Annotated in this window: 25 protein-coding genes and 1 tRNA gene; 10 read left to right on the plus strand and 16 right to left on the minus strand. The window is 67.3% G+C overall.

Annotation, left to right across the window (positions count from 1 at the left end):
- The 3 genes from VZC37_RS14695 to VZC37_RS14705 all read left to right on the plus strand — a co-directional run bounded on the left by VZC37_RS14695 (window position 1) and on the right by VZC37_RS14705 (window position 2304).
- Window positions 1-1032, plus strand: coding sequence for a 2Fe-2S iron-sulfur cluster-binding protein (locus VZC37_RS14695; RefSeq protein WP_330433320.1), 1032 nt, complete (start codon window positions 1-3; stop codon window positions 1030-1032).
- A gap of 89 nt (window positions 1033-1121) precedes the next feature.
- Entirely contained in the window at window positions 1122-1331 is a 210-nt protein-coding gene (locus VZC37_RS14700) for a hypothetical protein (RefSeq protein ID WP_330433747.1), read from the plus strand.
- Window positions 1332-1482: 151 nt separating this feature from the next.
- Window positions 1483-2304: a PIG-L deacetylase family protein gene (locus VZC37_RS14705; protein ID WP_330433321.1), complete on the plus strand. Its 822-nt coding sequence runs from the start codon at window positions 1483-1485 to the stop codon at window positions 2302-2304.
- On the opposite strand, the gene VZC37_RS14710 is transcribed toward VZC37_RS14705, so the two are convergent.
- Window positions 2237-5050: an AfsR/SARP family transcriptional regulator gene (locus VZC37_RS14710; protein ID WP_330433322.1), complete on the minus strand. Its 2814-nt coding sequence runs from the start codon at window positions 5048-5050 to the stop codon at window positions 2237-2239. The genes VZC37_RS14705 and VZC37_RS14710 overlap by 68 nt on opposite strands.
- A gap of 177 nt (window positions 5051-5227) precedes the next feature.
- Between VZC37_RS14710 and VZC37_RS14715 the strand changes: the two genes are divergently transcribed.
- The gene (locus tag VZC37_RS14715; RefSeq protein ID WP_330433323.1) at window positions 5228-6247 is read left to right on the plus strand and encodes a class I SAM-dependent methyltransferase; all 1020 of its coding nucleotides are present in this window, start codon (window positions 5228-5230) and stop codon (window positions 6245-6247) included.
- A 69-nt stretch (window positions 6248-6316) separates the two neighbouring features.
- On the opposite strand, the gene VZC37_RS14720 is transcribed toward VZC37_RS14715, so the two are convergent.
- Window positions 6317-6390: transfer RNA gene (locus VZC37_RS14720), tRNA-Pro, on the minus strand.
- Between the two features lie 199 nt (window positions 6391-6589).
- Here VZC37_RS14720 and VZC37_RS14725 point away from each other — a divergent pair.
- The 3 genes from VZC37_RS14725 (at window position 6590) to VZC37_RS14735 (ending at window position 8886) form a co-directional block, all read left to right on the plus strand.
- On the plus strand, window positions 6590-7006 hold the full coding sequence (locus VZC37_RS14725; protein ID WP_330433324.1) for a DUF7144 family membrane protein: 417 nt from the start codon (window positions 6590-6592) through the stop codon (window positions 7004-7006).
- Between the two features lie 162 nt (window positions 7007-7168).
- Window positions 7169-7795, plus strand: coding sequence for a lipocalin family protein (locus tag VZC37_RS14730; RefSeq protein WP_330433748.1), 627 nt, complete (start codon window positions 7169-7171; stop codon window positions 7793-7795).
- A gap of 32 nt (window positions 7796-7827) precedes the next feature.
- Window positions 7828-8886 (plus strand): acyl-CoA dehydrogenase family protein, encoded by a 1059-nt coding sequence (locus VZC37_RS14735; protein WP_431309428.1) that lies wholly within the window; start codon window positions 7828-7830, stop codon window positions 8884-8886.
- Here the strand turns inward: VZC37_RS14735 and VZC37_RS14740 are convergent.
- The 3 genes from VZC37_RS14740 to VZC37_RS14750 all read right to left on the minus strand — a co-directional run bounded on the left by VZC37_RS14740 (window position 8855) and on the right by VZC37_RS14750 (window position 11930).
- Complete coding sequence (locus VZC37_RS14740) at window positions 8855-10210, minus strand: dipeptidase (RefSeq protein WP_330433326.1); 1356 nt, start codon at window positions 10208-10210, stop codon at window positions 8855-8857. The genes VZC37_RS14735 and VZC37_RS14740 overlap by 32 nt on opposite strands.
- Before the next feature lie 58 nt (window positions 10211-10268).
- Complete coding sequence (locus VZC37_RS14745; RefSeq protein WP_330433327.1) at window positions 10269-11612, minus strand: DUF2252 domain-containing protein; 1344 nt, start codon at window positions 11610-11612, stop codon at window positions 10269-10271.
- Between the two features lie 135 nt (window positions 11613-11747).
- Window positions 11748-11930, minus strand: a complete 183-nt coding sequence (locus VZC37_RS14750; protein ID WP_330433328.1) for a hypothetical protein — start codon at window positions 11928-11930, stop codon at window positions 11748-11750.
- A gap of 83 nt (window positions 11931-12013) precedes the next feature.
- On the opposite strand from VZC37_RS14750, the gene VZC37_RS14755 reads away from it, so the two are divergent.
- On the plus strand, window positions 12014-12964 hold the full coding sequence (locus tag VZC37_RS14755) for a GlxA family transcriptional regulator (RefSeq protein ID WP_330433329.1): 951 nt from the start codon (window positions 12014-12016) through the stop codon (window positions 12962-12964).
- A gap of 25 nt (window positions 12965-12989) precedes the next feature.
- Here VZC37_RS14755 and VZC37_RS14760 read toward each other — a convergent pair whose 3' ends face one another.
- The 5 genes from VZC37_RS14760 to VZC37_RS14780 form a co-directional block, all read right to left on the minus strand.
- The gene (locus tag VZC37_RS14760) at window positions 12990-13463 is read right to left on the minus strand and encodes a hypothetical protein (RefSeq protein WP_330433330.1); all 474 of its coding nucleotides are present in this window, start codon (window positions 13461-13463) and stop codon (window positions 12990-12992) included.
- A gap of 426 nt (window positions 13464-13889) precedes the next feature.
- Window positions 13890-15239: an IS110 family RNA-guided transposase gene (locus tag VZC37_RS14765; RefSeq protein WP_330433331.1), complete on the minus strand. Its 1350-nt coding sequence runs from the start codon at window positions 15237-15239 to the stop codon at window positions 13890-13892.
- Between the two features lie 207 nt (window positions 15240-15446).
- On the minus strand, window positions 15447-15926 hold the full coding sequence (locus VZC37_RS14770; protein ID WP_330433332.1) for a Dps family protein: 480 nt from the start codon (window positions 15924-15926) through the stop codon (window positions 15447-15449).
- A gap of 47 nt (window positions 15927-15973) precedes the next feature.
- Complete coding sequence (locus VZC37_RS14775) at window positions 15974-16408, minus strand: organic hydroperoxide resistance protein (RefSeq protein WP_330433333.1); 435 nt, start codon at window positions 16406-16408, stop codon at window positions 15974-15976.
- 142 nt (window positions 16409-16550) lie between these two features.
- The gene (locus tag VZC37_RS14780) at window positions 16551-17003 is read right to left on the minus strand and encodes a Fur family transcriptional regulator (protein WP_330433334.1); all 453 of its coding nucleotides are present in this window, start codon (window positions 17001-17003) and stop codon (window positions 16551-16553) included.
- A gap of 238 nt (window positions 17004-17241) precedes the next feature.
- On the opposite strand from VZC37_RS14780, the gene VZC37_RS14785 reads away from it, so the two are divergent.
- Window positions 17242-18261, plus strand: coding sequence for an isopenicillin N synthase family dioxygenase (locus VZC37_RS14785; RefSeq protein ID WP_330433335.1), 1020 nt, complete (start codon window positions 17242-17244; stop codon window positions 18259-18261).
- A gap of 9 nt (window positions 18262-18270) precedes the next feature.
- Window positions 18271-19605, plus strand: a complete 1335-nt coding sequence (locus VZC37_RS14790; protein ID WP_330433336.1) for an amidohydrolase family protein — start codon at window positions 18271-18273, stop codon at window positions 19603-19605.
- A gap of 89 nt (window positions 19606-19694) precedes the next feature.
- Here VZC37_RS14790 and VZC37_RS14795 read toward each other — a convergent pair whose 3' ends face one another.
- The 6 genes from VZC37_RS14795 to VZC37_RS14820 all read right to left on the minus strand — a co-directional run bounded on the left by VZC37_RS14795 (window position 19695) and on the right by VZC37_RS14820 (window position 26278).
- Complete coding sequence (locus tag VZC37_RS14795; protein ID WP_330433337.1) at window positions 19695-20345, minus strand: hypothetical protein; 651 nt, start codon at window positions 20343-20345, stop codon at window positions 19695-19697.
- A 22-nt stretch (window positions 20346-20367) separates the two neighbouring features.
- On the minus strand, window positions 20368-21768 hold the full coding sequence (locus tag VZC37_RS14800; RefSeq protein ID WP_330433338.1) for a hypothetical protein: 1401 nt from the start codon (window positions 21766-21768) through the stop codon (window positions 20368-20370).
- Between the two features lie 251 nt (window positions 21769-22019).
- Complete coding sequence (locus tag VZC37_RS14805) at window positions 22020-23315, minus strand: lipase family protein (RefSeq protein WP_431309416.1); 1296 nt, start codon at window positions 23313-23315, stop codon at window positions 22020-22022.
- A 62-nt stretch (window positions 23316-23377) separates the two neighbouring features.
- Complete coding sequence (locus VZC37_RS14810) at window positions 23378-23869, minus strand: gluconokinase (protein WP_330433750.1); 492 nt, start codon at window positions 23867-23869, stop codon at window positions 23378-23380.
- A 118-nt stretch (window positions 23870-23987) separates the two neighbouring features.
- Window positions 23988-25010 (minus strand): aspartate-semialdehyde dehydrogenase, encoded by a 1023-nt coding sequence (locus VZC37_RS14815; protein ID WP_330433340.1) that lies wholly within the window; start codon window positions 25008-25010, stop codon window positions 23988-23990.
- 2 nt (window positions 25011-25012) lie between these two features.
- A complete protein-coding gene (locus tag VZC37_RS14820; RefSeq protein ID WP_330433752.1) occupies window positions 25013-26278 on the minus strand; it encodes an aspartate kinase in 1266 nt (421 codons plus the stop codon).
- Window positions 26279-26460: the final 182 nt, after the last annotated feature.

Genomic DNA, 26460 nt, shown 5'->3' on the forward strand with positions numbered 1-26460 from the left:
ATGACCACGCAGCATTCGGTCAAGGTCGTCGGCTCTGCGGACAAGACCGTCGACTGCGGTGCCGAGCAGACCCTGCTCGACGCATTCCTGCGCAGTGGTGTCTACCTGCCCAACTCCTGCAATCAGGGCACCTGCGGGACGTGCAAGGTGAAGCTGTGCAGCGGAACCGTGGATCAGCCCGCGGTGTCGGAGACCGTGCTCAGCGCCGACGACCAGGCATCGGGGTTCGTGCTGGCCTGCCAGTCGTCGCCGACGTCAGACGCGGAGATCGAGGTTCCCCTCGACGCCGGTTCCGGGCCCGCGCACCCATTGCGGGACCTGCAGGGCACCGTGCACGAGATCCGCGAACTCGCACACGACACGGTGGCGCTGAGTGTCGGCATCGATGAGCCGCTGAGCTTCTCGGCGGGCCAGTACCTGGAGTTCGTGGTGCCCGGCAGCGGGCAGATTCGCCAGTACTCGATGGCAAATCCGCCGAGCAGCGCCGACCGTCTGGAGTTCCACGTCCGGCGCGTCCCCGACGGCGCCGCGACCGATCGCTGGATCTTCGACACCCTGGAACCCGGCGATCCCATCGAGATGCGCGGGCCGTGGGGCGATTTCGTCCACGGCGCCGACACGGACGCGCCGATGATCCTGCTCGCCGGCGGCACCGGGCTGGCTCCGTTGAAGTCGATCGCCCTCGAGGCACTGGATCAGACACCCGACCGCGAGATCCACCTCTACCACGGGGTCCGACATCGAGGTGACCTCTACGACGTCGACTTCTGGTCGGAGTTGCGCGAGTCCCATCCGAACGTGCACTACAACCCGTGCGTCAGCCGCGAAGAGTGGCCGGGACGGTCAGGCTATGTCGGTGACGCCGTGGTCGCGGACTTCGACAGTCTGCGCGGGTACGTGGCCTACCTGTGTGGGCCTCCCGCGATGGTCGAAGCTGGCGTCAAGGCCTGCAAGCGACGACGCATGCCGGGACGTCACATCCACCGGGAGAAGTACACACCCGCGCCGGTCGCCGAGATGACGCCGGCGTGATTGACCGCCTCCTGAAGTGGGTACGCGACGAGGACGCGGTGATGTCGACACCGTGGCGAGTGACAACCGAGGTCGATGGGAGCATGCACATGGCGCAGTACCGAGTGGTCAATGCCGACGGCGACGTCATCGAGTCGAAGGAGTTCGCCGACGCGACCGGCGCGTACGACTGGTTGAAGACCGTCGAGGCGCCCGACGACCAGTTGGGCGTTGCGATGCAGGTCCTCGACGACGGGGAGTGGAAGAACTTCGAGGTCTCCGACGGCGGCACCAACACGAATCCCTCCGCCGACGCCTGAACGCGCCGGCACAGCATCGCGATCACCGGGGTGATCCGTCATCGGCGGATCACCCCGGTGATCGTTTCGATGTGACGATGACAGCGCAGCGTTAGCACCGTGCGAGCACGCACCTCGACGATCGGGGCATCCGATTGATCGAGGAGGAACGATGATCGACACGACTTCCCGGGTGACCGAACTCGGCACCATTCTCGGGATCTGGGCGCACCCCGACGACGAGGCCTACCTGGCCGGCGGCCTGATGGCCATCGCACGACGCGCCGGGTCCCGGGTGGTCTGTGTGACCGCCACCCGCGGCGAGCTCGGCACCGCCGACAACCTGCGATGGCCCAAACTCCGACTCGCAAGAACCCGAACCGATGAACTGGTCCGCTGCCTGGCAGTATTCGGGGTCACCGAACATCACTGGCTTGCCTACCGCGACGGTGGCTGCGCCGCGGCAGATCAGGGCGCAGCGGTGGCACGACTGTGCGAGATCATCGACGATGTCCGGCCGGACACCATCCTGACGTTCGGGCCGGACGGATTCACCGGCCATCCGGATCACCGCACCGTCTCATCCTGGGCGACTGCGGCTTTCGACCGCGCGGCTGCACCGGGTACACGACTCATGTATGCGGCGGTGTCGGAGAACCGGAACGCGCGCTGGGGCGAGCTCAACGAGCGGCTCGGTGTCTACCTGCCCGGCTTTCCGGTGGTTCACCCCTCCGAGAGCCTCGCCGTGGACCTGCCGCTCGACGACGACGTCCTGGAGCTGAAGGTCCGGGCGCTGGCGGCGCAGGAGACCCAGACGTCCGCTCTCATCGAGGAACTGGGTGATGCGCAGTACGCGGCGTGGATCGCCGAGGAGACGTATGTCGACCACCGTGTATACGGGGCGGGGACCATCCCCGATCTGCCGGTCACGAGTGACGCAGATGCCGATCGATGGATTCGCGGGCAGCACGCAGAATTGCAGTACGGTCGGTAACTGCTTTCGGCGGTGCGGTTCTCTGCTCGGCACCGGCCACGGTCGGGGCATCGGGTGCGGTGTCGGCGGCGTCGAGGAGCAGGGATGCGGTGGTCGCGTCGCCGAGGTCGTGCAGCAGTCCGGCCAGGTTGCGCAGCGTGGTCCACAGATGGGTCCAGTTGCCGGTCCTGGTGAAGTAGTCGATCACGTCGCGGTATCCGCGCAGGGCCTCGTCGGTGCGCCCGGATGTGGCGCGCGCGGACTGCAACCCCACCGATGCCACTCCGACGAGAAACGTTGCGCCGCACTGTTCTGCGAGGTCGATCGACGTCAGGTAGTACGCCTGCGCGGCGTCGCCGTCACCCGCACACCCGGCGATCTCCCCGTCGACGTACGCGGCCCAGGAACGCATCGACGGTGACACGGCCTTGGCCGCACCGCGTGCGTTCAGTCGCCGGGCGCCGGCCAGGTCACCGGAGTACGCCCGTGCCAGCGCGGCGATTCCCAGCAGATCTCTGCCGTCGGTCAGCGCCGCCGCGGCGAGCGCGTGTTCGACACAGTCATCCCATGCTCCCCGGGCCAGATCGACGACGGACAGCACCGCGAGTCCGACCCACTTGTCGGCTCCGTCTGCGGCCGTCAGCGCCGACGTGGCGAGTTGTTCGGCGCGCACGAAGTCACCCTGGTGGTAGGTGGCTTCGGCGGCAGCAGCGACCACGACCCCGGCGCGTGGATTTCCGGACAGCGCAGGATCATCCGCGAGTTCCAGAGCCCATTGCCGCAGCTCCATCAGGTCGCGGTAGGCGATGGCATCGTAGAGAGGGATCACCATGGCGGCGGCGTCGTCCACCGTCGACGACGTGCGCGCCGACTGCCAGGCGGCCCGCAGGTTGGCCAGCTCACGACGTAACGTCGCGTCGCCGGCGCTCTCCTGGTCCGACGCGATCAGGCTCCCGATCCTCGCGCACAGCTCGACCGCCCAGCGCCGACAACTCTCGACGGCCGTCTCCATCTCCCCTTCCGCGTCGAGGCGGTCGATGCCGTAGGCGCGCAACGTCTCCAGCATGCGGTACCGCGTCGGGCCGTCGAAGGACACCTCCAGCATCGATGTCTCGACCAGCCGGGCGAGGACCTCGTCGGCGCCTGCCGACAGGTTGAGGTCGTCTGCCAGCTGTTCCGCTGTCTCCAAGCCCACCCCGTCGGGAAAGACGGAGAGCTGCCGGAACAACGCACGTTCATTCTCTCCGAGCAGGTCGTAGGACCACGCCACCGTGGCGCGCAGGGTCCGGTGGCGTGCGTCGACGGTGGGACGACCGCCACCCAGCAGATCGAGCGACCGGTCCAGTCGTGCGGACAAATCGTCGAGGGAGAACGTCGACAGTCGCCCCGCCGCGAGCTCGATGGCCAGGGGCATCCCGTCGAGGCGCGCGACGATGTCGGCGATGGTGCGAGCCTGCTCGGATGTCGGTGTGGCGCCGCGACGTACCCGCTGCGCTCGTTCGATGAACAGCTGAACCGACGGTGCGGCCGTGGGATCCTCGTCGGGCCTCGGCAGGGTCAGGGGTGCGAGTCGCACCACATACTCGACCGGGAGGCCCAGCGCCTCCCGGCTGGTGGTGAGAACCGTTGTCTCGGGACATGTCTCGAGGACTCGGGACACCGTGTCACGCACCGGATCGAGCAGATGCTCGCAGTTGTCGATGACCAGCAATGCCGGTTGCTGCCCGAGCACGGCGAGACATGCGGAAAGCACGTCGCCACGCTCCACCTTCACGTTCAACGCCTCCGCCAACGCGTACGGAATGGATGTCGGGTCGGTGACCGACGCCAGCAGAACGATTGCGGCATCGGTTCTGTGCGCGACGATTTCTCTTGCCACACTGGTCTTGCCGATCCCGCCCGGACCGACGATGCTCACCAGCCGCTCTCGACCGAGCAATGTCTGCAGGCTGTTCACCTGTGCAGTCCGCCCGATCAGTCGCGCCTGTGTTCGCGGCGGTCTCGGCTGCGACTCGGCGGAACCGGCAGCTGCCGAGATGATCTCGTTCTCGGCCTCGCGCAGGGCGGGCGATGGGTCGAGACCGGTTTCGTCGACAAGCCGTCGTCGGAACGAGCGGGCCGCCTCCAGTGCAGCGGGCACATCGCCGGTGGCCGCCAGGGCTCGCATGTGCAGTATTGCGGTCGGCTCGCGGAGGGGTTCGGCTGCGGCGGCGGCCGCAGCGCGGGACAGGACGTCGGAGGCCCGGTCTGCTGCGAGGCCACCGGCGACCAGTGCGTCACCGATGTCACGGCGAAGTAGCTCGTAACCTGTTGCCGCGGTGGCGATCGGCTCGACGTCGAGGAGGTCGGTCAGCACGGGTCCCCGCCAGAGTTCGTCCGCGACTCGCAGGACCGCAAAGCCTTCGGCCGGCGTCTCGCGAGCGGACTCGAGCGCGGCACGGACCTGCGTCACGTCGAGTTCGTCTGGGGCAAGGACCAGCCGGTAGCCCGACGGCAGGGTCTCCAGGCGGTCGGCGGCCGGACCGAGTTGTCCACGAAGCCGAGAGACGTGATTCTGCAGGGCTTGTCGGCCTGATTCCGGTAGGTCCGCGGGCCAGAGCGCGTCGAGGAGATCCCCGACGGGGACGACGCGCCCCTCCGCCACCGCCAGCATCGCGAGGACGGCGCGGCGTTTCGGGCCGACGATGTCGACCACGTCGCCGTCGACGATCACGCGCAGGGGACCCAGCAGCCCGACGCGCAGCGACCCGATGCGTCCGCCTGCCATCACGGCCCCACTTCTCAGCGATCCACTGACCAGGGCGAATGCCTTGGTGCGAGTCTGACGATAGCGGATGGCAGCGCCATGACAGGGGCGGTGCGCATCGTTGCATTCCGTCGCCACCCACAACGATCGGCGACGCGAAGGGAGAAGGACATGGACCCCGACAAGGTGCATGAATTCATGAATCAAGTGGTTGCCGACATGGCGGCAACCGATGCTGCCGGATCGGTCGTCATCGGTGAGCGGCTCGGCCTCTACCGCTCACTCGCCGACGGCGCGGCCACCCCGGCCGAGTTCGCCGCGCGGACGGGCTGTCACGAGCGGTATCTCACCGAATGGCTACGCGGGCAGGCGGCCGGCGGCTACGTCAGCTACGACCCGCCCTCGGGCCGGTTCTCGCTGACCGCCGAACAGGCGTTCTGCCTGGCCGACCCGGACGGTCCGAACGTGCCTGCGGCCTTCCTCACCGCGATGGGAACGCTGCGCGCGGAACCGAAGATCACCGAGGCGTTCCGCACCGGCGCCGGGGTCGGATGGCACGAGCACCACGAGGACGTCTTCGTCGGGTGCGACGCCTTCTATCGCCCCGGTTACGTCGCCGACCTGGTGCCGACCTGGATTCCGGCCCTCGACGGTGTCGAGGAGAAGCTGCTGGCGGGCGCGCGAGTGGCCGACATCGGTTGCGGCCTCGGATCGTCGACACGGCTGATGGCCGCCGCGTACCCGATGAGCACATTCGTCGGTTTCGACTACCACACCGAGTCGATCACCCTGGCGCGCAAACGAACCGCCGATGCCGGACTCGCCAGCCAGGTGAGCTTCGAGATCGCCACGGCACAGCAGTTCACCGGCTACGGCTATGACCTGATCGCGATGTTCGACTGCCTGCACGACATGGGCGATCCGCTCGGCGCGGCCCGTCGCGTGCGGGAGGCTCTTGCGCCGGACGGCACGTGGCTGCTGGTGGAGCCGTACGCATCCGATGTGGTGGAGGAGAATTTCAACCCGGCCGGTCGGCTGTTCTACAGCGCATCGACCTTCCTGTGCCTGCCCAACAGTCTGTCCCAGCCGGGCGGATACACCCTCGGGGCACAAGCCGGGGAGAGTGCGGTTCGAGAGATCGCCGTCGACGCCGGATTCACCCGCTTCCGACAGGCGGCGCAGACCGGTTTCAACGCGGTGTACGAGATCCGTCCCTGACCGCTCAGACGAGGAAGCCCTGACCGGGTAATCCCTGGTCAGGGCTTCTTCTGCAATCTCAACCTTGCGTCGGGGTGGCGGGATTCGAACCCACGACCTCTTCGTCCCGAACGAAGCGCGCTACCAAGCTGCGCCACACCCCGTGTGTAGCCTGCGATAGCTTACCCCCACGCCCCCTGCGGGGCTAAATCGGCTGGTCAGCGGGCCATCGGGGGCATCACACCGTGACGAAGCCGTTACGCCCCGTATGCGCGTTTTTGGGTTTCCGTCGAACTCAGCCCACTACAGTTGTCTTCCGACACATCGGCCTCAGGTTCATCACCCGTATCGGAAGGAAACGCCATGAGCACGCCTGACCAGGACATCGACTACGGCGTCAAGGAAGGCTTTGCGTTCGGCATCTCCATCGTCGCGGCCGCGCTGCTGTTCGTCGCCGGCCTCGTCGCGGTGTTTCAGGGGATCTCCGCACTGGCCAACGACGAGCTGTTCGTCGTCGGCGCCGAGTACGTCTATCAGTTCGATCTCACCACGTGGGGCTGGATTCACCTGATCATCGGCATCCTGGCGATCATCGTCGCCGGCGGTCTCGCCGTCGGAGCCGACTGGGCCCGGATCTCGGCGATCGTCATCGCGTCGATCTCGATCATCGCCCAGTTCCTGTGGCTGCCCTACTACCCGCTGTGGGCGATCCTGATCATCGCACTCGACCTCATCGTGATCTGGGCGGTCGCGACCTGGAAGCCGTCGAACGTCGACTGACGCCCTCCCTTTGATCGAGTAGCGGCGCACCGTACGAGATCTCGATACGGCTCCTCGCTGCCGCTCGTCACCTACTCGATCACCGAGGAACAGAAGACCCATCCGACAACAGGGTCGCTCCGAATGGCCAGCGTTCATCCACTGACCGAACGGAGCCGCAAGATGCGCATCACCCGCACGATCCGACCCCTGTTCACCGTGCTCGTCACCATCGGCCTCGCCATCGGCGCGCTGGTCGCCGGCAGCGGCGCTGCGTCGGCCGCCCCGCTGCAGCCGATTCCGAAACTCGACACCGAGCGGTATCTCGGTTCGTGGTGGCAGCTCGCGGCGATCCCGGCGTTCTTCAATCTGAACTGCGCCAAGGACACCAAGGCCAACTACACGGTGATCGATGCGACGACCATCGGCGTGGAGAACACCTGCACCACGTTCACCGGCCAGACCAACGGGGTCAAGGGCAAGGCCGACGTCGTCGACCCGGTGACCAACGCCCAGCTGTCGGTGTCGTTCCCGCAGGTTCCCGTGAGCATCAATCCGGGTGGCGCCCCGAACTACATCGTCACCTGGGTCGGCGAGGGTGACACCCCGACCGATCCGTATGAGTTCGCGATCGTCGGCGACCCGTCACGCCTGTCCGGTTTCGTGCTCTCCCGCGAGCCGGTCGTGTCCACGGCGACTTTGAAGATGCTGCGCGGTGAGGTCGAGAAGGCCGGGTTCAACTCGTGCATCTTCCTGGTCTCCCCGACGACCGGCGGCCGCACCGACTACTCGCCGCTCTGCACGATCTGACCCTGCCCGGCCCGTAGGCTGGCCGGGTGAGCATCGACCCCGAGGCGCGCCGCGCGCAGCTCGTCGAGAGCGCGTACCGCATCGCCGATGACGTGCTCTTCCCGGCCGCCGCCGAGGTCGACCGCACCGGGTCCATCCCGGACTCGCACTGGACCGCGATCGCCGACGCCGGGCTGTTCGGCATCGCGGCTCCGGTGGAGTCCGGCGGCCCCGGCCTCGAGCTGTATCAGGTGCTCGAGATCCAGGAGGTGATGGCGAGCGGGTGCCTGCCCACCGTGTTCACCTGGCTGCAGCATCACGGCGTGGTGATCTCGCTGGCCGGCACCCCGAACGCCCTGCTGCGTGACGAACTGCTCGCGCCGACGATGACCGGCGAGCTGCGTGCCGGGGTCGCCTACGCGGGCGCGGTGCCGACCCCACCGCGCATGCGCGCCACGCGGGTCGACGGCGGGTGGCGACTGAACGGGTATGCGCCCTTCGTCAGTGGGTGGGGCGTCATCGATCTGCTCCAGATCTCCGCACGCGATGTCGACTCCGACGATGTGATCGCCGCGATCCTGCCGGTCGACCAGCCGTCGCCGGAGATCGCGATGACTCCCCTGCATCTCGGTGTCGCGGATGCGACCCGAACGGTGGCGCTCGCGGTGGACGACCTGGTGGTGCCCGATGACCGGATCGTCAGCCGGGTCGGCCACGCTGATTTCTTCGCCACCCAGAACATCGGGCTCCGGATCAACGGCACGCTACCGCTGGGCCTCGTGCGGCGCTGCACCGCGATCCTCGACGAGATCGGGCACTCGACCGCGGCTCGAGGACTGCGGGAACGCGGCAGCGCGGTGCGCGTCCGCCTCGATGCCGCGATCACCGACCACGACGCCCTGATCGACGCACGCGCCGCCGGTGCTCAACTCGCCGTCGATGCCGCAGCGGCCCTCATCGCGGCCGATGGCGGGCGCGGACTGCTCCGCGGTGCTCACCCCGAGCGGCTGGCCCGCGAGGCGATGTTCACCTTGGTGGCGGCGAGCCGCCCGCAGTTGAAAGACCTTCTCGTCGAACGATTCAGCGCGCGGCCCGACGCGCATACTCCCTGAGAAACATCGCCTCGACGATCGCCATGTTCTCGATCTCGCCCGGATCGACGCTCTCGTTCGGCGCGTGGATGAGGCACGACGGCTCCTCCACACCGAGCAGCATGATCTCCGCCTCGGGGTAGGTTTCGGCGAAGACGTTGCACAGCGGGATCGACCCGCCCTGACCCATCAGCAGGACCTCGGAACCATAGGTTCGTTGCATCGCGTCGACCATCGTGTCGTACCCCGGCCCCGACGTCGTCCCGGAAAACGGCGAACCGGAGGCCTCCGGCTCGATCGTGACCCGGACGTTCCACGGGGCCACCGCGGTGAGATGGTCGATCAGCGCCTGCTGAGCCACCTTGGCGTCCATGCCCGGCGGCACCCGCAGGTTGATGCGCGCACGAGCCCGGGGCTGCACCGCCGCCGACGACCCGACGACCGGCGGGCAGTCGATGCCGAGCACGGTCGCTGCCGGCCGCGCCCACACCATGTCCGCCACTTTCCCGGAGCCGATGACGTCGACACCGTCGAGTACGCCGGCGTCCCTGCGGAAGGCGTCGACCGGGTACTCGACACCGTCGAAGGTCTCCGTGGAATCCAGACCGCGGACCGTCGTGTTGCCGTTCTCGTCACGCAGGGAGGCCAGCATGGCGATCAGGGCGGCGAGTGCATCCGGCGCGGCACCGCCGAACATGCCCGAATGCATTGCCGAGGCGAGGGTTTCGACGGTCACGATCACATTGGCGACACCACGCAGGCTGGTCGTCAGACTCGGCCGCCCGATCTCGAAGTTGCCCGAATCGGCCACGATGATGGCGTCGGCGCGTAGCAGGTCGGGGTTGCGGGGGACGAAGTCCTCCATCCCGCCACTGCCCTGTTCCTCCGAGCCCTCGCCGACGATCTTCACGTTGACCGGCAGGTCACCCCCGAGGGCGCGCAATGCGGTGAGGTGTACCGCGATGTTGCCCTTGCAGTCGGCGGCGCCGCGCCCGTACCAGCGACCGTTGCGTTCGGTGAGTTCCCATACCGGCGAATCCCATTCGTCGGCCCCGAGCGGCGGCTGCACGTCGTGGTGGAAGTACAGCAGGACCGTCGGCGCGTCGTCGGGCCCCGCCAGATGCCCGGTCACCGCCTTGCTGCCGTCGGCGGTGACGTGGGACTCGACGTCGTCGAAACCGAGTTCGCCGAAGGTGTCGAGGAGCCAGTCGACCATCCGGTCGCAGTCCTCGGGGGGTGTCCCGGTGGGGTCGTAGACGGATTCGAAGGCCACCATCTCGGCGAGTTCGGACTGCGCCTGCGGCATCAGACCCTGGACCCGTTCGCGGAGAGCATCGTCGGTCATGTGCGCCTCTCGGTGTCGGACTCTCGTGGCGGAGCTGTCCACCACACCTTGTCACGACTCAGACGAGGTCGCGTGTCTCGATCCGGCCGCTGCGGATGGCGTCGAGCATCGTGGCGTGGTCGCGCTCGTTGAGATCGGCGTAGGCGAGCGAGAAGTCGGCGATCGCGTCGGGAAAGGCCTTCGCCCCGGCGAGGTAGTCGGCGATGTCGAGGCGACTGCCGGTGCGCGCGTGCGCCTGTGCGAGCGTGCGACCACACAGTCGCGCGTAGAGTTTCATCTCCTCCTCGGTGAGCGCCTCGATGACCACCGAACCCTTGCCGTCCCGCAACTGCCGGACGTAGAAGTCCCGCTTCTCGCCGTTCTCGTCCAACCCGGATGTCCAGCCCAGGAAGAGGTCGCTGGCGGCCTGCAGCAGCCGTTGTCCCTCGACGACGCGCTGACCCTGGTTCGGGTATTGCTGCGTGGGGATGAAGTCGTCCAGCACCGACCTCTGCGCTTCTTTGACCTGCAGGAACAATGGATCGTCATTGCGGGCGCCGTGGAACAGGACGACCCAGCACCGGGTGCCGACACTGCCGACCCCGACCACTTTTCGCGCGACGTCCACCATCGCGAACTGGTCGAACAGCGCTCGGATGTGGTCGGGCAACATCGAACGGTAGTCCCGTAGCCGCTGATCGACTCGGTCGGCGAGGACGTCGGCGTGTGGGCCGTTGAAGATCTCGCTGACCGGGACCAGCAGTGGCGGGTCGCTGCGGAACCGGACCGTGCCGTCGTCGCCGATGGTGCACAGCTTGCTCACTGATCGCACACTGTTGCGGTGCTGCGCCTTCCGGAGTCCGCGCACCGCGCGTTCCTCACGCGATGTGTCGAGCATGGAACCTATCTCGGTGATCATCTCCTGGGTGTCGATCCGTGCGTACCAGCAGTCCATGGTCGACTGCTGCACGCTCGCGGCGATCCACTTCCGGTAGGACTTGGCGACCTCGCGCGCATGCTTGCGGGTGGCCTTCTCGCCGAACCCGTTCTGCCGTCCGGCGACCACGAAACTCGCCGCGAGTCGTTTGACGTCCCACTCGAAGGGCCCCGGCGCCGTTTCGTCGAAGTCGTTGAGGTCGAAGATCATCCGTCGTTCGGGCGTGTTGAACACCCCGAAGTTGCTCAGGTGCGCGTCGCCGCACAGCTGGGTCATCACCCCCGAGTGGGCGGTGGCCGCGAGGTCGGCGGACATCACCGCTGCCGCACCGCGATAGAACGTGAAGGGCGTCGCCGACATCCGGGCATGGCGGACCGGAATCAGTTCGGCCACACGCGATTGCGCCTGAGCAAGCAGGATGTCGATCGGGTCGGCGCGGTTCGCCGGATTGGGGCCGGTCGCCAGATCGTCCATGGCCATCGTCATCGCGGTCCTCCTGGTCATCTGAAGACGCGCGACGACGGCAGTGCATTGCTGCGCTACACCGGGGTGAACGTCGGGGTGTCCTGGGTGAACCGAATTCTTGCACCCCGACAGGCGGTTCGCAGCCGGATCCGCCGATCAGGCGCTGTCGCGGTGCTGCAGATGATGCAGGACGACGTCGTCGTGCAATTGTTGCGCCCCGGTAGCGCGGTCGAACCGTGGGTGGAGGAGATCCGCCGGCCGCGAAGCGGGTCGCTGGATGCGGATCGCGATCGGCGAGAGGACGAGGATCAGGAGTGCGAGAAGCATGAGAGCTGTCATGACAGAAAGTATGTTCCCGAAAACTTCGCGCCATAAGTGGCTTGATTGACAATGCTCGCAAAATTTCCGCCATACTGGTGAACGTGCTTTCCAAGGTGGCCGTGCTGCTCTATCGCAAGGTCGCGCTGTTCGAGTTCGGCGTGATCAACGAGGTGTTCGGCCTCGATCGCACCGACGACGGGGTCCCGCCGTTCGAGTTCTTGATCGCGTCGCCCGAACCCGGGGTCGCACTGAGCATCGGGCATGGAGCGTCCGTGGTGCCGCCGCACTCGCTCGACGACTGCCTCGACGCCGACCTGGTCGCGATCCCCGGCGGCAGTGTCGGCCCGGATTTCCCACCCGAGGTGCTCAAGACCCTGAACACCGTCGTCGACAACGGGGGCCGCGTGCTCACCGTGTGCTCGGGGGCGTTCGCCGCCGCCGCGGCCGGCCTCCTCGACGGCCGCCGGTGCACCACGCACTGGCGATTCGGTCCCGAACTGGCGCGGATGTATCCGAAGGCGATCGTCGACACCGATGTCCTGTTCGTCGACGACGGTCCGATCACCACCAGCGCGGGAACGGCCGCCGGGATCGACGCCGCGCTACACCTCGTGCGCGAGGAGTTCGGGCCCGAGGTCGCCAACAAGATCGCTCGCCGGATGGTCGTGCCGCCGCATCGCGACGGTGGTCAGCGGCAGTTCGTCGAGGCGCCGATACCCGCGTGCGAATCCGACGGCTTCGCCGCCGTGCTGGATTGGATGGTGGAACACCTCGATTCCGACATCACGGTCGACGAGCTGGCGGAACGGATGCACATGTCGACGCGCACCTTTGCGCGGCGGTTCGTCGACGAGGTCGGGGTGTCACCCCACCGCTGGCTCACCGAACAGCGCGTGCTGCACGCGCGTCGACTCCTGGAGACGACCACGTTGCCGGTCGAGGACGTCGCCGCCCGCGTCGGGTTCGCCTCGGCGACTCTGCTCCGCCATCACTTCAACATCGCCGTCGGGGTGACTCCGACCGCGTATCGACGCCGCTTCGCGGCGCGCTGATCAGCGCCGCCGATCATTCGCGACATCAGGCCTCGGTGGCACGTTCCTCCGCGGCGGCGTAGGACTCGGCAAACGACACACGAGGTGTCGTCGCAGCGTGGACGATCGCCATGCCCACGTAGGTGAGGGTGGCCAGCGCGAAGATCGCGGCGACGACGAGCGCGGCGATCTGCACCACGGTGTGCAGCACACCGTCGCCGGCCGCGGCCGCCACGGCGGCGGCGACCGACAGGGTGACGCCCAGCAGCGCCCAGGCGGCGCTACGAATCCGGGGGCCGACCACCGATGCATAGAAGAGTCGCTGATAGATGGCGAGCTCGAACTCGTCCACCGACGCCAGGCGGACCTCGTCGCCCCCGGCGAGCTCCCGCAGTTCCCGGGCGAGGGCGGCGTCGCGCTGCAGCGTCGCAGTCTCGCCCTGCCGGTATCTGACGAACGCGATGACCGCGATGGCCGCCGCGAGCAGTCCCAACCCCACTACCACTGCCCAACTGTCCACGCTGACACGCTACATGCGGCCGTCGTGGCCGAGTGTGCCCGGTCACATTCGCGGGTGCGGGGGTCTCGATACGCCTCGGGCTCGCAAGCTCGCACGTGGCTACTCGACCAGCGGGGGGACCCCCGATCCCTGAGCGGCCTATGAGGTTTGTTGTCAAGGGGGTGTTTTGCGGGTTGGGGCATGGGGTACTTGCCCGCGGGCGGTGTTTCGATGTGGCGTGCTCCGCGGGTTGTTCGGGGTGTTCGGTGGGTGGTGGACGCGGGGGTCGTGCCGGTCGCGTGTGCTCTACCTAGCGTTCAATCGGGCTGTGGTGCCCAACGGCCTTCATTCGAGCTTGTTCACGCGGTGGCAGGGACTGCTCATGCTCAGGTGCGGGTTGTTCCCCAGGAGATGCGAGCTTGTCCCCGGTCCTGTGGGTGTGGGTCGTTAGGCGGCCTCCTGTCGGGTGTGGGTGAGACCGCCGGCGGCGATGGTGGGGTCCCAGGGGGTGCGGGTGGTCAGCACGGCGTGCAGTTGACGTAGCAGCGAGCCGGCCACGGCGACGCGGGCTTGGTTGTCGGCGAGTTTGTTGTGGTCGCGGTGGGTGAGGTGGTGGTGGCGGGCGGTGAGTATCTCGTTGTGGCCCAATGCTCCCCACACTGCACGCCAGGTCGCGACCCGCAGCAGGGGGCGGCCGCGGCCGCTGATGGTGGTGGTGCCGCGGTAGCGGCCTGAGGAGTTCTCTCGGGGGCACAGGCCGGCGTGTTTGACCAGGGCGCGGGCCGAGTCGAAACGGGTCAGGTCGCCGGTTTCGGCCAGGATCGCTGCTGCGGAGATCACCGAGACTCCGGGGATGGTGTCGATCAACTCGGTGTAGCCCAACTCGTCGATCACCGTGCGCATGCGGGTGTCGGCCTCGGCGCGGCCGGCACGCGCCAAGCGCAGGTCGCCGAGGGCGAACGCGGCTCGTTCGAGCGCACCGGCACGGTGAGCGGCCACCGCGTGGGAATCGTCGGCAGCAGCGATGAGGGCATCGATGATCCGCCAGCACACTCGGGTGGCGCCCCACTGGCCGATCTCGGCGCTGACTGCCCGGCCGAACGCGGCCCGACCGGCCGCTCCGGTGCCGTAGCCGCGCACCGCGGCCGGGTCACAGCCCACCACGCTCATCGCGGCCAGCCAGGTCTTGGCGCGCATCGGATCCGCAGCCGCGCGTAGCCCGGCCGGCCACACGTATTCGAGCAGGTCACGAACCTGTTGGCGTGCTGCGGTTTCCGCGACGATCTGCTGGACGCGGCGTCGACCCAGATGCCGTAGCCGGGCCCATCGCTGATCGGGACATTCGGGCAGGTACACGTGCAGCTGGGTGGTCAGCCGAGCGATGATCAGGGCGTCTTTGTCATCGGACTTGTCGCGGGTGAAGTCTTCGGCCTCCCGGGCCCGCGCGACCAGCATCGGCTGCACACACACCAACTCCACCCCCGCGGCCACCGCCAACTCGGCCACGATCAGCCACCGATTGCCGGTGGGTTCACAGGCCAGCACGATCCCGCGGTGACCGGCCGCGGCCGCCTGGGTGGCGCCCCAGGAGATCGCGGCGTCCAGCTTCCAGGGGCTACACCGAAACGTTTTACGCGCCAACACTGTGCTGTCATGGTCGGTCAACACGAACACCTGCTTGTCGCTGGCCAGATCGACCGCCAACACCGCACGCTCACGCGAGACGATCGACCGCAACCGCTTCAACTGCTCATTGCGGCGCCGATCGCCACGACTCAACCCTCTACTCTGAGACACGGACATCCTTCTTTCTGTGCATTGGGACACCAAGCCCGTCAACCACAGCAAGAAGGATGTCCCTCCAGCAACAACCTCCACGCCCTATTACTAGGAGATCCGGAGCGCTAGCGGAGGATCGTCACGAAGGGAGAATGCTCGCAAGCTCGAAATGACAACGCCGACACGACCGGGGCTGTCGGTCGTGTCGGCGTTGCGCGGGGCAGGTCAGACGGACTGGGCCTGCCACATCCAGTGGAGCTGCTCGAGCTTGGAGGCGATCTCGATGAGGAGATCCTGGCTCACCGGGTCGGTCTTCTCGGTGGCCTCGATCCGCTCGCGAAGTCCGGCGATGACGGCCTGGAGGTTGTCGATGACCGCCGTGACGACGTCGTCGTCCTTGGTCCAGCCTTCACCAAAGCCCTTGGTGTTGGCCGTCTTCGCGACGGTCTCGGCGCGCCCGTCCGGGCTCACACCGATCGCGGTGGCGCGCTCGGCCGCGGCGTCGGTGAACTCACGGCTCACCGCGACGAGTTCGTCGAGCTCGAGGTGTACCGAACGGAACTGGCGCCCGATGACGTTCCAGTGGGCCTGCTTTGCGATCAGCGTCAGGTCGATGAGGTCGACGACGGTGTCCTGCAAGGCCTTTCCGGTGACCGTCTTCTGTTCCTCGGTGAGGGTGCTGGTGATGGGTGTGCTGGTGGTCATCGAAAAACCACTCCTTTCGTTGCGTGGGCTGTACGCGACGGCGTGGGTCAGACCCGCACCGTGATGTTGTGTTGGATGTTCCCCTTGGTCGCCTTCGAATACGGGCAGAAGGCGTGCGCGTTCTCGGTCAGTTCCTTGGCCTTGGCCTCGTCGACGCCGGGGATGTACGTCTCGATCGTCGCGACGAGCCCGAATCCGCCGTCCGAGTCGTCTTTGCCGATCCCGACGGCGACCGTGACCGTCGAGTCATCGGGGACCGGCGAACCGGCCTGCTTCGAGGTGGCGCGCAGCGCTCCGAGGAAGCACGCGGCATATCCGGCCGAGAACAGTTCCTCCGGATTGCTTCCGTCTCCGCTGCCGCCCATCTCCTTCGGCGGCTGCAGGTCGAGGTCGATCTGGCCGGACTGCGACACGACCTGTCCGTCGCGGCCGCCTCCGGTCGCGGTGGAAGCGATGGTGTAGACGGGATCGATTGTTGCCATGTGGTGTCTCCTCAGGTAGCGGATCGGCGATGGTCACGCCGATGCTTTTGGTTCTTCGGATCTACTGTCTCTACAACGACTTAGATGATTCGATGATTCCTCCGAGAACAGTCTCCTTGGTCACATCCTCTCCGTGAGTCGACTAGACGGACGCCGAACTCGCTTCGGCGAGTGTTGAATTCAGACACTTCGGGCATCGGCCCCAGAAGATGACCTCCGCCTCGTCGACCTGATAGCCGTGATCGCGATCAGGCACCAGGCACGCGGTTTCTCCTACAGCGCAATCGATGTCGAGTATCTCGCCACACTCCCGGCAGATGAGGTGATGGTGATTGTCGCCGGTCCGGGTTTCGTAGCGGACAGGCGAACCCGCCGGCTCGATTCGGCGCAGCAGTCCACGATTGGTGCATGCACGCAGAACGTCGTACACGGTCTGCGTCGAGACCCCGCCCAGGTGCTCCCGCACCCCGGTAGCGACGAAATCGGCCGTCGAGTGCGGATGCGCATCCAGGATCTCGAGCACCGCCAGGCGTGGCGCGGTGACCCGCATCCCCGCCTCGCGGAGCCGTCGATGGAACTGATGGCTGTCCGACATGGCTCCACCATAACGCCTTTTCTGGAACTAGTCCAGAAAATGGAGGGCTTCCAGAAAAGTTAGGTGAGCCTGACCTGCGCGCTCGGTTCGCGCGGTCGGTGGGTGTCGCCTATGCTCGACTGCACGAGGCCGTATGTAGCAGCGGGTCAGAGTCCCGCTGTTCGCGTCCGCGATGTCCTCTCTCTCAGGTGTCGCGTCGAAAAGCGCATGCGGGCTCATCGTCACGAGAGAGATAGCCATGTCCGACATCACCACCGTCACCGACGACCGCTCCGAGGGCGCAGCGGAGATGACCGAGCTGCACCGCGAGCGCGCCATGGGTGGATTGGGAACCGAGACCACCGACCGCGAGGTGCGCCGCATCAGCCTGGCCGACTTCGATGCCCGGCGGGGACAGATCGCCGACGAGCTCTGGTCCGCGGCAACCGATATCGGGTTCTTCCAGGTCGTCGACCACGGGATCGACCTGGCCGAGGTGAACCATGCGTTCGAGATGTCGGCGAAGTTCTTCGCCCTGCCGACGGACACGAAGGCGCAGTATCCGCTCAAGAAGGGGCAGAACGCGGGCTGGGAGTACATGAGTCAGGTCCGCCCGTCGGTCGGCACCCCGGACCAGAAGGAGTCCTACCAGCTCACCCGGCCGCGCATGGAAGGCCTCTGGCCGAGCGAGGACGAGCTGGCCGGATTCCGCGCCACCATCGAGGATTTCGAGCACAAGTGCTGGCGTCTCGCGATGGATCTGCTGAGTTGCTTCGCCGACAATCTCGGCCTCGACCGGGACTTCTTCACCCGCGCACACGACCCGTCGTCGAGCACCTACCAGAGCACCCTGCGGCTGCTGCACTACTACGCGTTCCCCGACGAACTGCTGGACGAGGACACCGCCTGGCGGGCCGGCGCACACACCGATTTCGATGCCCTGACGCTGCTGTTCCAGCGCTCTGGCCAAGGTGGACTCCAGGTGTTGCCGGGCGCCGAGGCACAGGGCCAGGCGTGGACGCCGGTGGAGCCCTCTGACGACGCGATCACCTGCAACATCGGCGACATGCTGATGCGCTGGTCCGACGACCGACTGCCGTCGAACTTCCACCGCGTGCGGGCGCCACGTCGCGGCGAGTACAGCGGACCGCGCTACACGATCGCCTACTTCGCGCAGGCGAACACCGACGTGCTCATCGAGAGCGCCGCCGGCACCTACCCACCCATCACCGCAGCCGATTACATCGCGCAGCGCGTCGCGGCCAACTACGGCAAGTAGGTGGACACCGTGACCACCCCTGTCCGTACCGACCTGTCCACATCCCCGGCCTTCGCCGACGTCACGGTGTACACCGGGGGCGTCTGGCTCGCTCATCAGGATGTCCATGTCGCCGACGGGGTGGTCACGGCCATCACCGACGCGGCCCACCCGGGCGACGGCAACGGCTACCTGATCCCCGGTTTCGTCAACACCCACACTCACCTGCAGCAGTCGCTGATGCGCGGTATCGCCGAGTGCACGCCGCTACTCGAATGGCTTCTCGCGGTAGGCGAAGAGTCGGTGGCGATCACCCCGCAGCGGGCCTATCTCGCCGCGGTCGCCGCGTCGCTGGAGGCACTGCGGTCGGGCACCACCACCGTCGTCGAGCACATGTGGCCGCACCCGTCCCCAGAGGTGCACGGCGCGGTCGTCCAAGCGTTGCGCGACACCGGAATCCGGGCATTGCTCGGCCGGGGCGTCGCCGACCGACCCGACGCCACCCGGAAGTGGGGATTCGAGCCCCGGTTGATGCAGCCGCTCGGTGACGTCCTCGAGCACGTCGACCATCTGCGTGCCCAGGTCGCCGATTCCCGCATCGCGATGGCGCTGGCCGTCCCCAACCCGCGGTCGGTGACCGAGCACGGGATGACGACACTGCGCGAGTTCGCCCAGAGCCGCGACCTCCCGGTCTCCATCCACCTGCTAGAGACCCCCACCGACGACCGGATGTGCCTGGAACACGCCGGTGTCGGCGCCGTGGAGTACCTGGACGGCAACGGATTCCTGTGGGACCGCGTGCTCGCGGTGCACTGTGTGGAACTCGACGACGTCGGGCAACAGATCCTCACCGATCGCGGTGTGGCGATCTCGCACAACCCGTTGTCGAACATGCGGCTCGGCAGTGGGGTCGCCCCCGTCCCGGCGATGCTGGACCGGGGCATGATGGTCGGGCTCGGGGTCGACGGCGCGGCCAGCAACGACACCCAGGACATGCTGGAGACATTGCGGATCGCCGCCTATGTGCAACGGGCGGTGCACAAGCGGGCAGATCTGTTGGGCTTCGGCGAGATGCTCGACATCGCCTGCGGCGGCGCGAACGTCGCGCTCGGCCTGCCCGAGGTGATCGGTGGGGTGTGCACCGGTGTTCCCGCGGACCTGACGCTCGTCCGGTTCGACCGCGACTACGCGACCCTGCCGGTCCGCGATCCGGGAGCGTCCCTGCTCACCGCGGGCTCGCCGCGGATCGTGGACACCGTGATGGTCGGCGGCGAGGTGGTGGTCGCCGACGGCCGGAGCACGCGCATCGACGAGGCCGAGTTCACGAAGGAGCTTCTCGCACTCGGGGGTTCCTCCGCTGGTTGATCTCAATCTCGACAAGCTCGATCCGGCGGATACGCGACTCACTCCGTTCGCCGCTACTCGATCCACGGAGTAGCGACGCGTATCGAAACCTACCGCGCGCGGAACATCTTCGTCGGGCGCATGCGCGTCGAATCGGGCAACCACTGATTCACGCCGCGCCGCACCGTGAACAGCCCCGCGATGATCAGCAGCCCGAACTGCAGCCAGGCGATCACCGGCATCGCCGACCACACCTCCGGGTACTCGAAGAGCAGATCGATGCCGATCGGGATGCAGAGCAGGTTGATCACCACTGCGGCGAGGAAGAAGTTGCGGCAAGTGCGACTGTGCTGCGTCGCGGCGGCGACCAGCAGCGCGTACTCGGTCGCCAGGAACACCACGATCATGACCAGCATGAACGGCGGGAAGAAGCCGGCCAGCGAGTCGACCTGTTCCTCGGGGCTCGCATTGTTGGGGTCGGCGACCACACCCTCGAGCAGTCGGGCCCGCAGTAGGTCCGTGATCATCCCGAGGTTGACGAAGCCGTAGACCACGCTGACGAGCCCCGCGGCCGCGGCACCCCACCACGCCACCCGCGCGTGCAGGCTCAGCGCCACCGGTGGCGGGCCGGGCTCTCCGGGCCGGGGCGGGTACAGATTCGTGTCGTCGCGGTCGCGGGAGGTGCGCTCGATGGCCGCCATGTCCTCGGCGTCGAGTTCGGCCTGGGTCGGGATCCGATCCGGGTCGTCAGGGTCGGTCATGTGCCCGATTGTCCCACGGACCTCACCGGGCGATCTTCAGCATCCGCCCGACCGTCGCCTGCCACAGAGTGCCGTCGCGCGCGATCGTCCCCGTCAGCTCCAGCGGTTCGTCGATCGGGCCGTCGCCGACCTTCAGCGTCCTGACCCGCTTGCCGGTGGCGAAATCGGTGGCCACGTAGAAGATCGGGCCGACCTGCTGGATCGAACCAGGAACGTAGGGCCCATATCCCAGCGCGTGGATCAGGCCGTCGGCGCGCGACAGGCGCGGCAGCGTCGAGATGCGGTCGGAGTTCTCCCAGACCCGACGACAGCCCTGCTCGGAGACGTCGATGCGGGTCGAGCCACCCGTGAACGGCGCGGTTGCGGGCACGCTGGGGCCGGTCACCGCCATCGGCGGGTACTGGTAGCCGTAGGTGCTGGGGATGACCAGGGAATCGCCCCAGGCCATGATCGAGTTCTCGGTGCCCTGCCCCGATGTGCCGAACGCCGGCATTCGGCAGACGGTCGCGCCTGTGTCGCTGTCGTAGACGATCAGATCGGGCCGATCGGCGTTGTCCACGATGGCCACCCACGCATCGCCACCCGGCCCGAAATAGGTGGGCGTGGTTCCCGAACCCCAGGTCAGCTGGCCGGGTCGGCGCGCGTCGCCCCGGTCGTAGGTGCGTCGCCACACCGTCCGCGGCACACCGTCGTCGGCGGCCGTCATCTCGTAGAGCGCGTGCGTCGTCAGCACCGACGCGTTGTCGCCGCGCATGGACAGCCCGTTGCCGAGTTCCTCACCCGCGGGCAGTCGCGCCGACCTGACCCGCTTCGCCGCATCCACCGTTCCCACGACGCCCCGGGTGGTCGCGAACCACACCCGTCCCCGTTCGTCGGGAGCGAGCCCGGTGATCGCGTCCCCCTCGGGAATGTGCCTGCCGACATCGACCCGGTCGTCGACGTACACCTGCCACCCCTCGGCGGTCCGCCGATGCGCCACCCGCAGGATCGCGCCCGAACCGTCGGCGACGACGACCCGGTCGCGACCGTCGAGGTAGCCGTACACGCCGCCGAGCAACCCGCCCTTGGCCAGTTGCAGCCGAGCCAGCGGCGCCGCCGTGGCCGGGTCGAACAACGTCACCGTCGGCACCACGACCTGCGGCGGCGACGTCCCGACGAACTGTGTGCACAACGACACCGGCATCCCGTCACGTCCGACAAACGTTGCAGCGCACGCACCGCCGGGCACCGACGATGCAGCCAGATGTGCCTGCCGTCCCGGTCCGGGGAACGGCGTCGAATCGGTCGAGGCGAGGTCGCCGTGCATCAGGCTCGTTCCGGGAGGGCCAAGCGCGCCTTGAGCCTGCGCCGGCGCCGCCACCAGGCACAACGCTGCGGCCGCCACCGCCCCGACCACTACACCGACAACCGCCCCACGACGCATCCACCCCACCCGGTCATCCCATCACGTCCCCGCGACTACGCGAGCCCGAACCGGGCTTTCTTCTCTCGCTGAGAAAAAACTGAGAAATCTACGTAGTGCGCTACGCGTGCCCGGGTACCGGGAACGACAAGTGGTGCACGGTGTCGGGCATGTTCATCACCGAATAGCCGGCCCCGCCGACGACTCGTCCCCGGGCGGTCCACACCGAGATATCCCTCGCGTGGAACCGGCCGGGGACGATCGGCCCGTGGCTACCGGTGGAACTCGCCCAGCAGGAAGTTGGTCGCCGGCAACAGTGTGGTCAGCATGGGTAGCGCATGATTGACGACCAGGCCCGGGAAGATCGGCGGGATCTCATTGGTCACCATTGCCACGTCGGCACCCTGGGCACGCCAGTCCTGATACAGCTGCTTGACCTGGCCGTACGGAATGACGTCGTCACTGATGGCACCCTCGAGCAACACCGGCGCGTTCGGCTTCAGCCGACCGATCCGCTGATCGGCCACCGCCTTCTTCGCAATGGGTGTCCGATCGATGACCGCCGACAGCGACTCGCCGGTGCGCGTCCACCGGGTGGTGCTCTGGAACCCGAAGGCGAGTCCCGTGTCGCCGATGCACTGGGTCGCCACCTGCGACAGCACCCGCCGGCCTTCCTGCGTGGTCTCGCGGTCGAGCACCGGTCGCAGGGCGGGGTAACGCGCCGTCAGGCCGTTGATCGCGTACCCGATGCCGCCGACGATGAAGGTGCCGTCGATGCCCTTCGTCACCTTCGCCAGATCGGCGGGCGGTGCACCCGCGTACGTGGCCCGCACGTTCAATTCGGGTGCGTATGTCTCGGCCATCTCGGCGGCGGATGCGGCCGCGCCGCCTCCCTGCGAATAGCCCGAGAATCCAACGGGCGCATCAGCCGGGGCGCCGGACAGACGCAACGCCGCGCGGGCACCGTCGAGCATCGCGGCGCCGGATTCGCGACGGTTCACATAGGTGTGGACGCCCGGGGTACCCATGCCGATGTAATCGGTGATGAACACCCGCACACCGTTGATCAGCATCAGATTGAGCTCGAGAGCCGTGTAATTCACGGCGATACTGGGTTTGGTGGGATCGATGGCCAGCGGGAAGTTCATCATCTTCGATCCGGCGCACTGATCACCTTGGCCCACGGTTCCGGGGCCCAGCACCACGGTCGGGCGCTGCCCGCCGCCCTGCCAGGGCGCCGTCGGCTCGACGAGCGTGCCGGTCACCGGAGCGGGTGTTCCGTCCTGGTACTCGGATGTGTACATGACCCGGGTCGCCGTGCCCGGCCATTGATTGCCGACACCGGGAATCTGGAGCAGCAGCGGGCTGGCTTCGCTGCGGATGACCGATCCGGGCTCGGAAGCGAATCGCGCGGGCGGTGTGTAGAAATCGCCTGCGGCGCCGGCTGTCGGAGCCATGGCCACCAGGCCGGCCCCGACGAGCACCATCCCGGTCGCCGTGGCAACCAGGCGCCGAACCGTTCCGGGTCGGCGCCGACCCAAAGAAATGTTCCCCCAGTTTTGTCTCATGAGTCAGTAAGCTACCGCACAGTAACCTGGACGCGTGACCGGGGTCATGGCTTTCGACAATCTCAATCAGTGAGGAGTGCCTCGAGTGCCGCCGACACGATCTCGCCGACGTCGAGCGCGACGTCGAGGGTCAGACCCGGCTCGTCGGCGGCCAGGGGTTCGAGATCGTCGAACTGTGAGGCCAGCAGACCTGTCGGCATGAAATGCCCGGTCCGGTCCGCCTGTCGTCGGCCGATGAGTTCCCGTGACCCCGACAGATGCAGGAACCATGTCGTCGGCGCGGCGGCGCGCAGTCGGTCGCGGTAGGCGCGTTTCAGGGCAGAGCACGCCACCACCCCTCCTCCGGGCTCGGCAAGCCTGCGCCCGACATCGTCGAGCCATGGCCATCGGTCCGTGTCGTCGAGCGGGTGGCCCGCCTTCATCTTCGCGACGTTCGCGGGCGGATGCAGATCGTCGGCGTCGATGAAGTCGACGGCCAGGCGTTGCGCCAGAGCCCGACCGACGGTCGACTTGCCCGAACCCGAAACGCCCATCACGACAACAGGTGTCGTGATGGGCGTGGTCATCGTCGACCTTTCGGGCTGCCCTTCGTGACGCCTCGCTCGTTCCTCACGAGGCTCCTCAGGGAGCGGTTGTGGCCCTTCGTGACGCCTCAGGGAGCGGCAGTGGGCGTCAGACCAGCAGTTCGGCGATCTGGATCGTGTTGAGCGCAGCGCCCTTTCGGAGGTTGTCGCCGCTGACGAACAGTGCGAGACCACGTCCGTCCGGAACACCCGGATCCTGCCGGATTCGGCCGACGAGCGAGTTGTCCTTGCCGGCCGCCGCCAGCGGGGTCGGCACGTCGGAGAGTTCCACTCCCGCTGCAGCGCCGAGGATCTCCTGCGCCTGCTGCACCGACATCGGGTTGGCGAACTCGGCGTTGATGGACAACGAGTGTCCGGTGAACACCGGCACGCGCACGCAGGTGCCGCTCACCAGTAGCTCCGGCAGCCCCAGGATCTTGCGGGATTCGTTGCGCAGCTTCTGATCTTCATCGGTCTCGCCGGAACCGTCGTCGACCAGCGAGCCGGCCATCGCGAGCACGTTGAACGCGATCGGCGCGACGTACTTGTCGGGCGCCGGGAAGTCGACGGAACTGCCGTCGTAGACCAGCTTTTCGGCGTCTCCGACCACGGCGCGGGTCTGCGATGCGAGTTCCTCGACACCGGCGAGTCCGCTACCGGACACCGCCTGGTAGCTCGACACGATCAGGCGCTGCAGTCCGGCCGCGTCGTGCAGCGGCTTGAGCACCGGCATCGCGGCCATCGTGGTGCAGTTCGGGTTCGCGATGATGCCCTTGGGCGGGTTCTTCGCGAGCTCACCGTTGACCTCCGAGACCACCAGCGGCACATCGGGATCCTTGCGCCACGCCGACGAGTTGTCGATGACGGTGGCGCCGGCGGCCGCGAATCGCGGTGCCTGCTCCTTGGACATGGTCCCGCCGGCCGAGAACAGCGCGATGTCGAGTCCCGAGGGGTCTGCGGTGGCCGCATCCTCGACGACGATCTCGCCGTCGCCCCACGGCAGCTTCTTGCCCGCCGACCGCGACGACGCGAAGAACCGCACCTCGTCGGCGGGGAACTTGCGCTCGGCCAACAGGGTTCGCATGACGCCACCGACCTGACCGGTCGCGCCGACAACTCCGATGGTGGTCATGTCTATCGCCCCGTTCCGCCGTAGACGACGGCTTCCTCGTCGCCACCGAGATCGAAGGCGGCGTGCAGAGCCCGCACGGCGTCGTCGAGTTCGGTGTCGCGGCACAGCACCGAGATGCGGATCTCCGAGGTGGAGATGAGCTCGATGTTGATGCCCGCGTTGCTCAGCGACTCGCAGAAGGTGGCGGTGACGCCGGGATGGCTCTTCATGCCCGCACCGACGAGCGACACCTTGCCGATGTGGTCGTCGTAGAGCAGATCGGTGAAGCCGATCTCGTCCTTGAGCTTGGTGAGCTTCTCCACGCCGAGCGGGCCGAGCTCGCGCGGCAGGGTGAAGGTGATGTCGGTCTTGCCGGTGTCCACCTTGGACACGTTCTGCAGAACCATGTCGATGTTGATCTCGGCGTCGGCGACCGCGCGGAAGACCTTGGCCGCGTAGCCGGGCTTGTCGTCGAGACCGACCACGGTGATCTTGGCTTCGCTGCGGTCATGGGCGACGCCGGTGAGAATGGCTTCTTCCACGGGAATGTCCTCCATCGATCCGGCCACCAGTGTGCCGGGTTTTGTCGAGTACGACGAGCGCACATGAACAGGGGTGTTGTAGCGGCGCGCGTACTCCACGCAACGCAGCATCAACACCTTTGCGCCGCAGGCGGCGAGTTCGAGCATCTCCTCGAAGGAGACGGTTTCGAGACGCTTGGCATCGGGCACGATGCGCGGGTCGGCGGAGTAGACACCGTCGACGTCGGTGTAGATCTCGCAGACATCGGCCTTGAGGGCCGCCGCGAGCGCCACCGCCGTGGTGTCGGACCCACCGCGCCCGAGCGTGGTGATGTCCTTGGTGTCCTGCGCCACGCCCTGAAAGCCCGCGACCAGAACGATCTTGCCTTCGTCGAGCGCGCTGCGGACGCGGCCCGGCGTGACGTCGATGATCTTCGCCGAGCCGTGGCTGCTGGTGGTGATGACACCGGCCTGCGAACCGGTGAACGACTGCGCCTGCGCGCCGAGCGAGCTGATCGCCATCGCGACCAGAGCGTTGGAGATGCGCTCACCCGAGGTGAGGAGCATGTCCATCTCCCGCGGCGGCGGGGTCGGGTTGACCTGCTGCGCGAGATCCAGGAGTTCATCGGTGGTGTCGCCCATGGCGGAGACCACCACGACGACATCGTTGCCCTGCTTCTTGGTCTCGACGATGCGCTCGGCGACTCGGCGGATCCGCTCGGCCGTAGCGACCGAGGAACCGCCGTATTTCTGCACAACGAGTGCCACGTCGACCACCTTTCGGGGGTTGTCGGAAAGTGCATCGCCCCAGTTCGGGGTCGCTCGACGTTGAGCGTCGGGGCGAACCTTAGCGGGGATCACCTTACCGTCGGTGACCTTCTTGCCCGAATCGGCCACCGGCTGCGCGGTGACGGTGGCCACATTTTCGCGGGCCTGGAGGACGCGGTTCG

The organism is Gordonia sesuvii, from assembly GCF_036350415.1.
GTDB lineage: Bacteria > Actinomycetota > Actinomycetes > Mycobacteriales > Mycobacteriaceae > Gordonia > Gordonia sesuvii.

Bases quoted from the DNA above. Each gene is read 5' to 3' on its own strand.
- VZC37_RS14785 (WP_330433335.1), top strand. From the start codon at position 17,242: ATGTCCGACATCACCACCGTCACCGACGACCGCTCCGAGGGCGCAGCG.
- VZC37_RS14695 (WP_330433320.1), top strand. From the start codon at position 1: ATGACCACGCAGCATTCGGTCAAGGTCGTCGGCTCTGCGGACAAGACC.
- VZC37_RS14750 (WP_330433328.1), bottom strand. From the start codon at position 11,930: ATGACAGCTCTCATGCTTCTCGCACTCCTGATCCTCGTCCTCTCGCCG.
- VZC37_RS14775 (WP_330433333.1), bottom strand. From the start codon at position 16,408: ATGGCAACAATCGATCCCGTCTACACCATCGCTTCCACCGCGACCGGA.
- VZC37_RS14740 (WP_330433326.1), bottom strand. From the start codon at position 10,210: ATGACCGACGATGCTCTCCGCGAACGGGTCCAGGGTCTGATGCCGCAG.
- VZC37_RS14710 (WP_330433322.1), bottom strand. From the start codon at position 5,050: ATGGCAGGCGGACGCATCGGGTCGCTGCGCGTCGGGCTGCTGGGTCCC.
- VZC37_RS14705 (WP_330433321.1), top strand. From the start codon at position 1,483: ATGATCGACACGACTTCCCGGGTGACCGAACTCGGCACCATTCTCGGG.
- VZC37_RS14730 (WP_330433748.1), top strand. From the start codon at position 7,169: ATGCGCATCACCCGCACGATCCGACCCCTGTTCACCGTGCTCGTCACC.
- VZC37_RS14745 (WP_330433327.1), bottom strand. From the start codon at position 11,612: ATGACGATGGCCATGGACGATCTGGCGACCGGCCCCAATCCGGCGAAC.
- VZC37_RS14805 (WP_431309416.1), bottom strand. From the start codon at position 23,315: ATGAGACAAAACTGGGGGAACATTTCTTTGGGTCGGCGCCGACCCGGA.
- VZC37_RS14800 (WP_330433338.1), bottom strand. From the start codon at position 21,768: ATGCGTCGTGGGGCGGTTGTCGGTGTAGTGGTCGGGGCGGTGGCGGCC.
- VZC37_RS14725 (WP_330433324.1), top strand. From the start codon at position 6,590: ATGAGCACGCCTGACCAGGACATCGACTACGGCGTCAAGGAAGGCTTT.
- VZC37_RS14795 (WP_330433337.1), bottom strand. From the start codon at position 20,345: ATGACCGACCCTGACGACCCGGATCGGATCCCGACCCAGGCCGAACTC.
- VZC37_RS14700 (WP_330433747.1), top strand. From the start codon at position 1,122: ATGGCGCAGTACCGAGTGGTCAATGCCGACGGCGACGTCATCGAGTCG.
- VZC37_RS14715 (WP_330433323.1), top strand. From the start codon at position 5,228: ATGAATCAAGTGGTTGCCGACATGGCGGCAACCGATGCTGCCGGATCG.
- VZC37_RS14770 (WP_330433332.1), bottom strand. From the start codon at position 15,926: ATGACCACCAGCACACCCATCACCAGCACCCTCACCGAGGAACAGAAG.
- VZC37_RS14815 (WP_330433340.1), bottom strand. From the start codon at position 25,010: ATGACCACCATCGGAGTTGTCGGCGCGACCGGTCAGGTCGGTGGCGTC.
- VZC37_RS14780 (WP_330433334.1), bottom strand. From the start codon at position 17,003: ATGTCGGACAGCCATCAGTTCCATCGACGGCTCCGCGAGGCGGGGATG.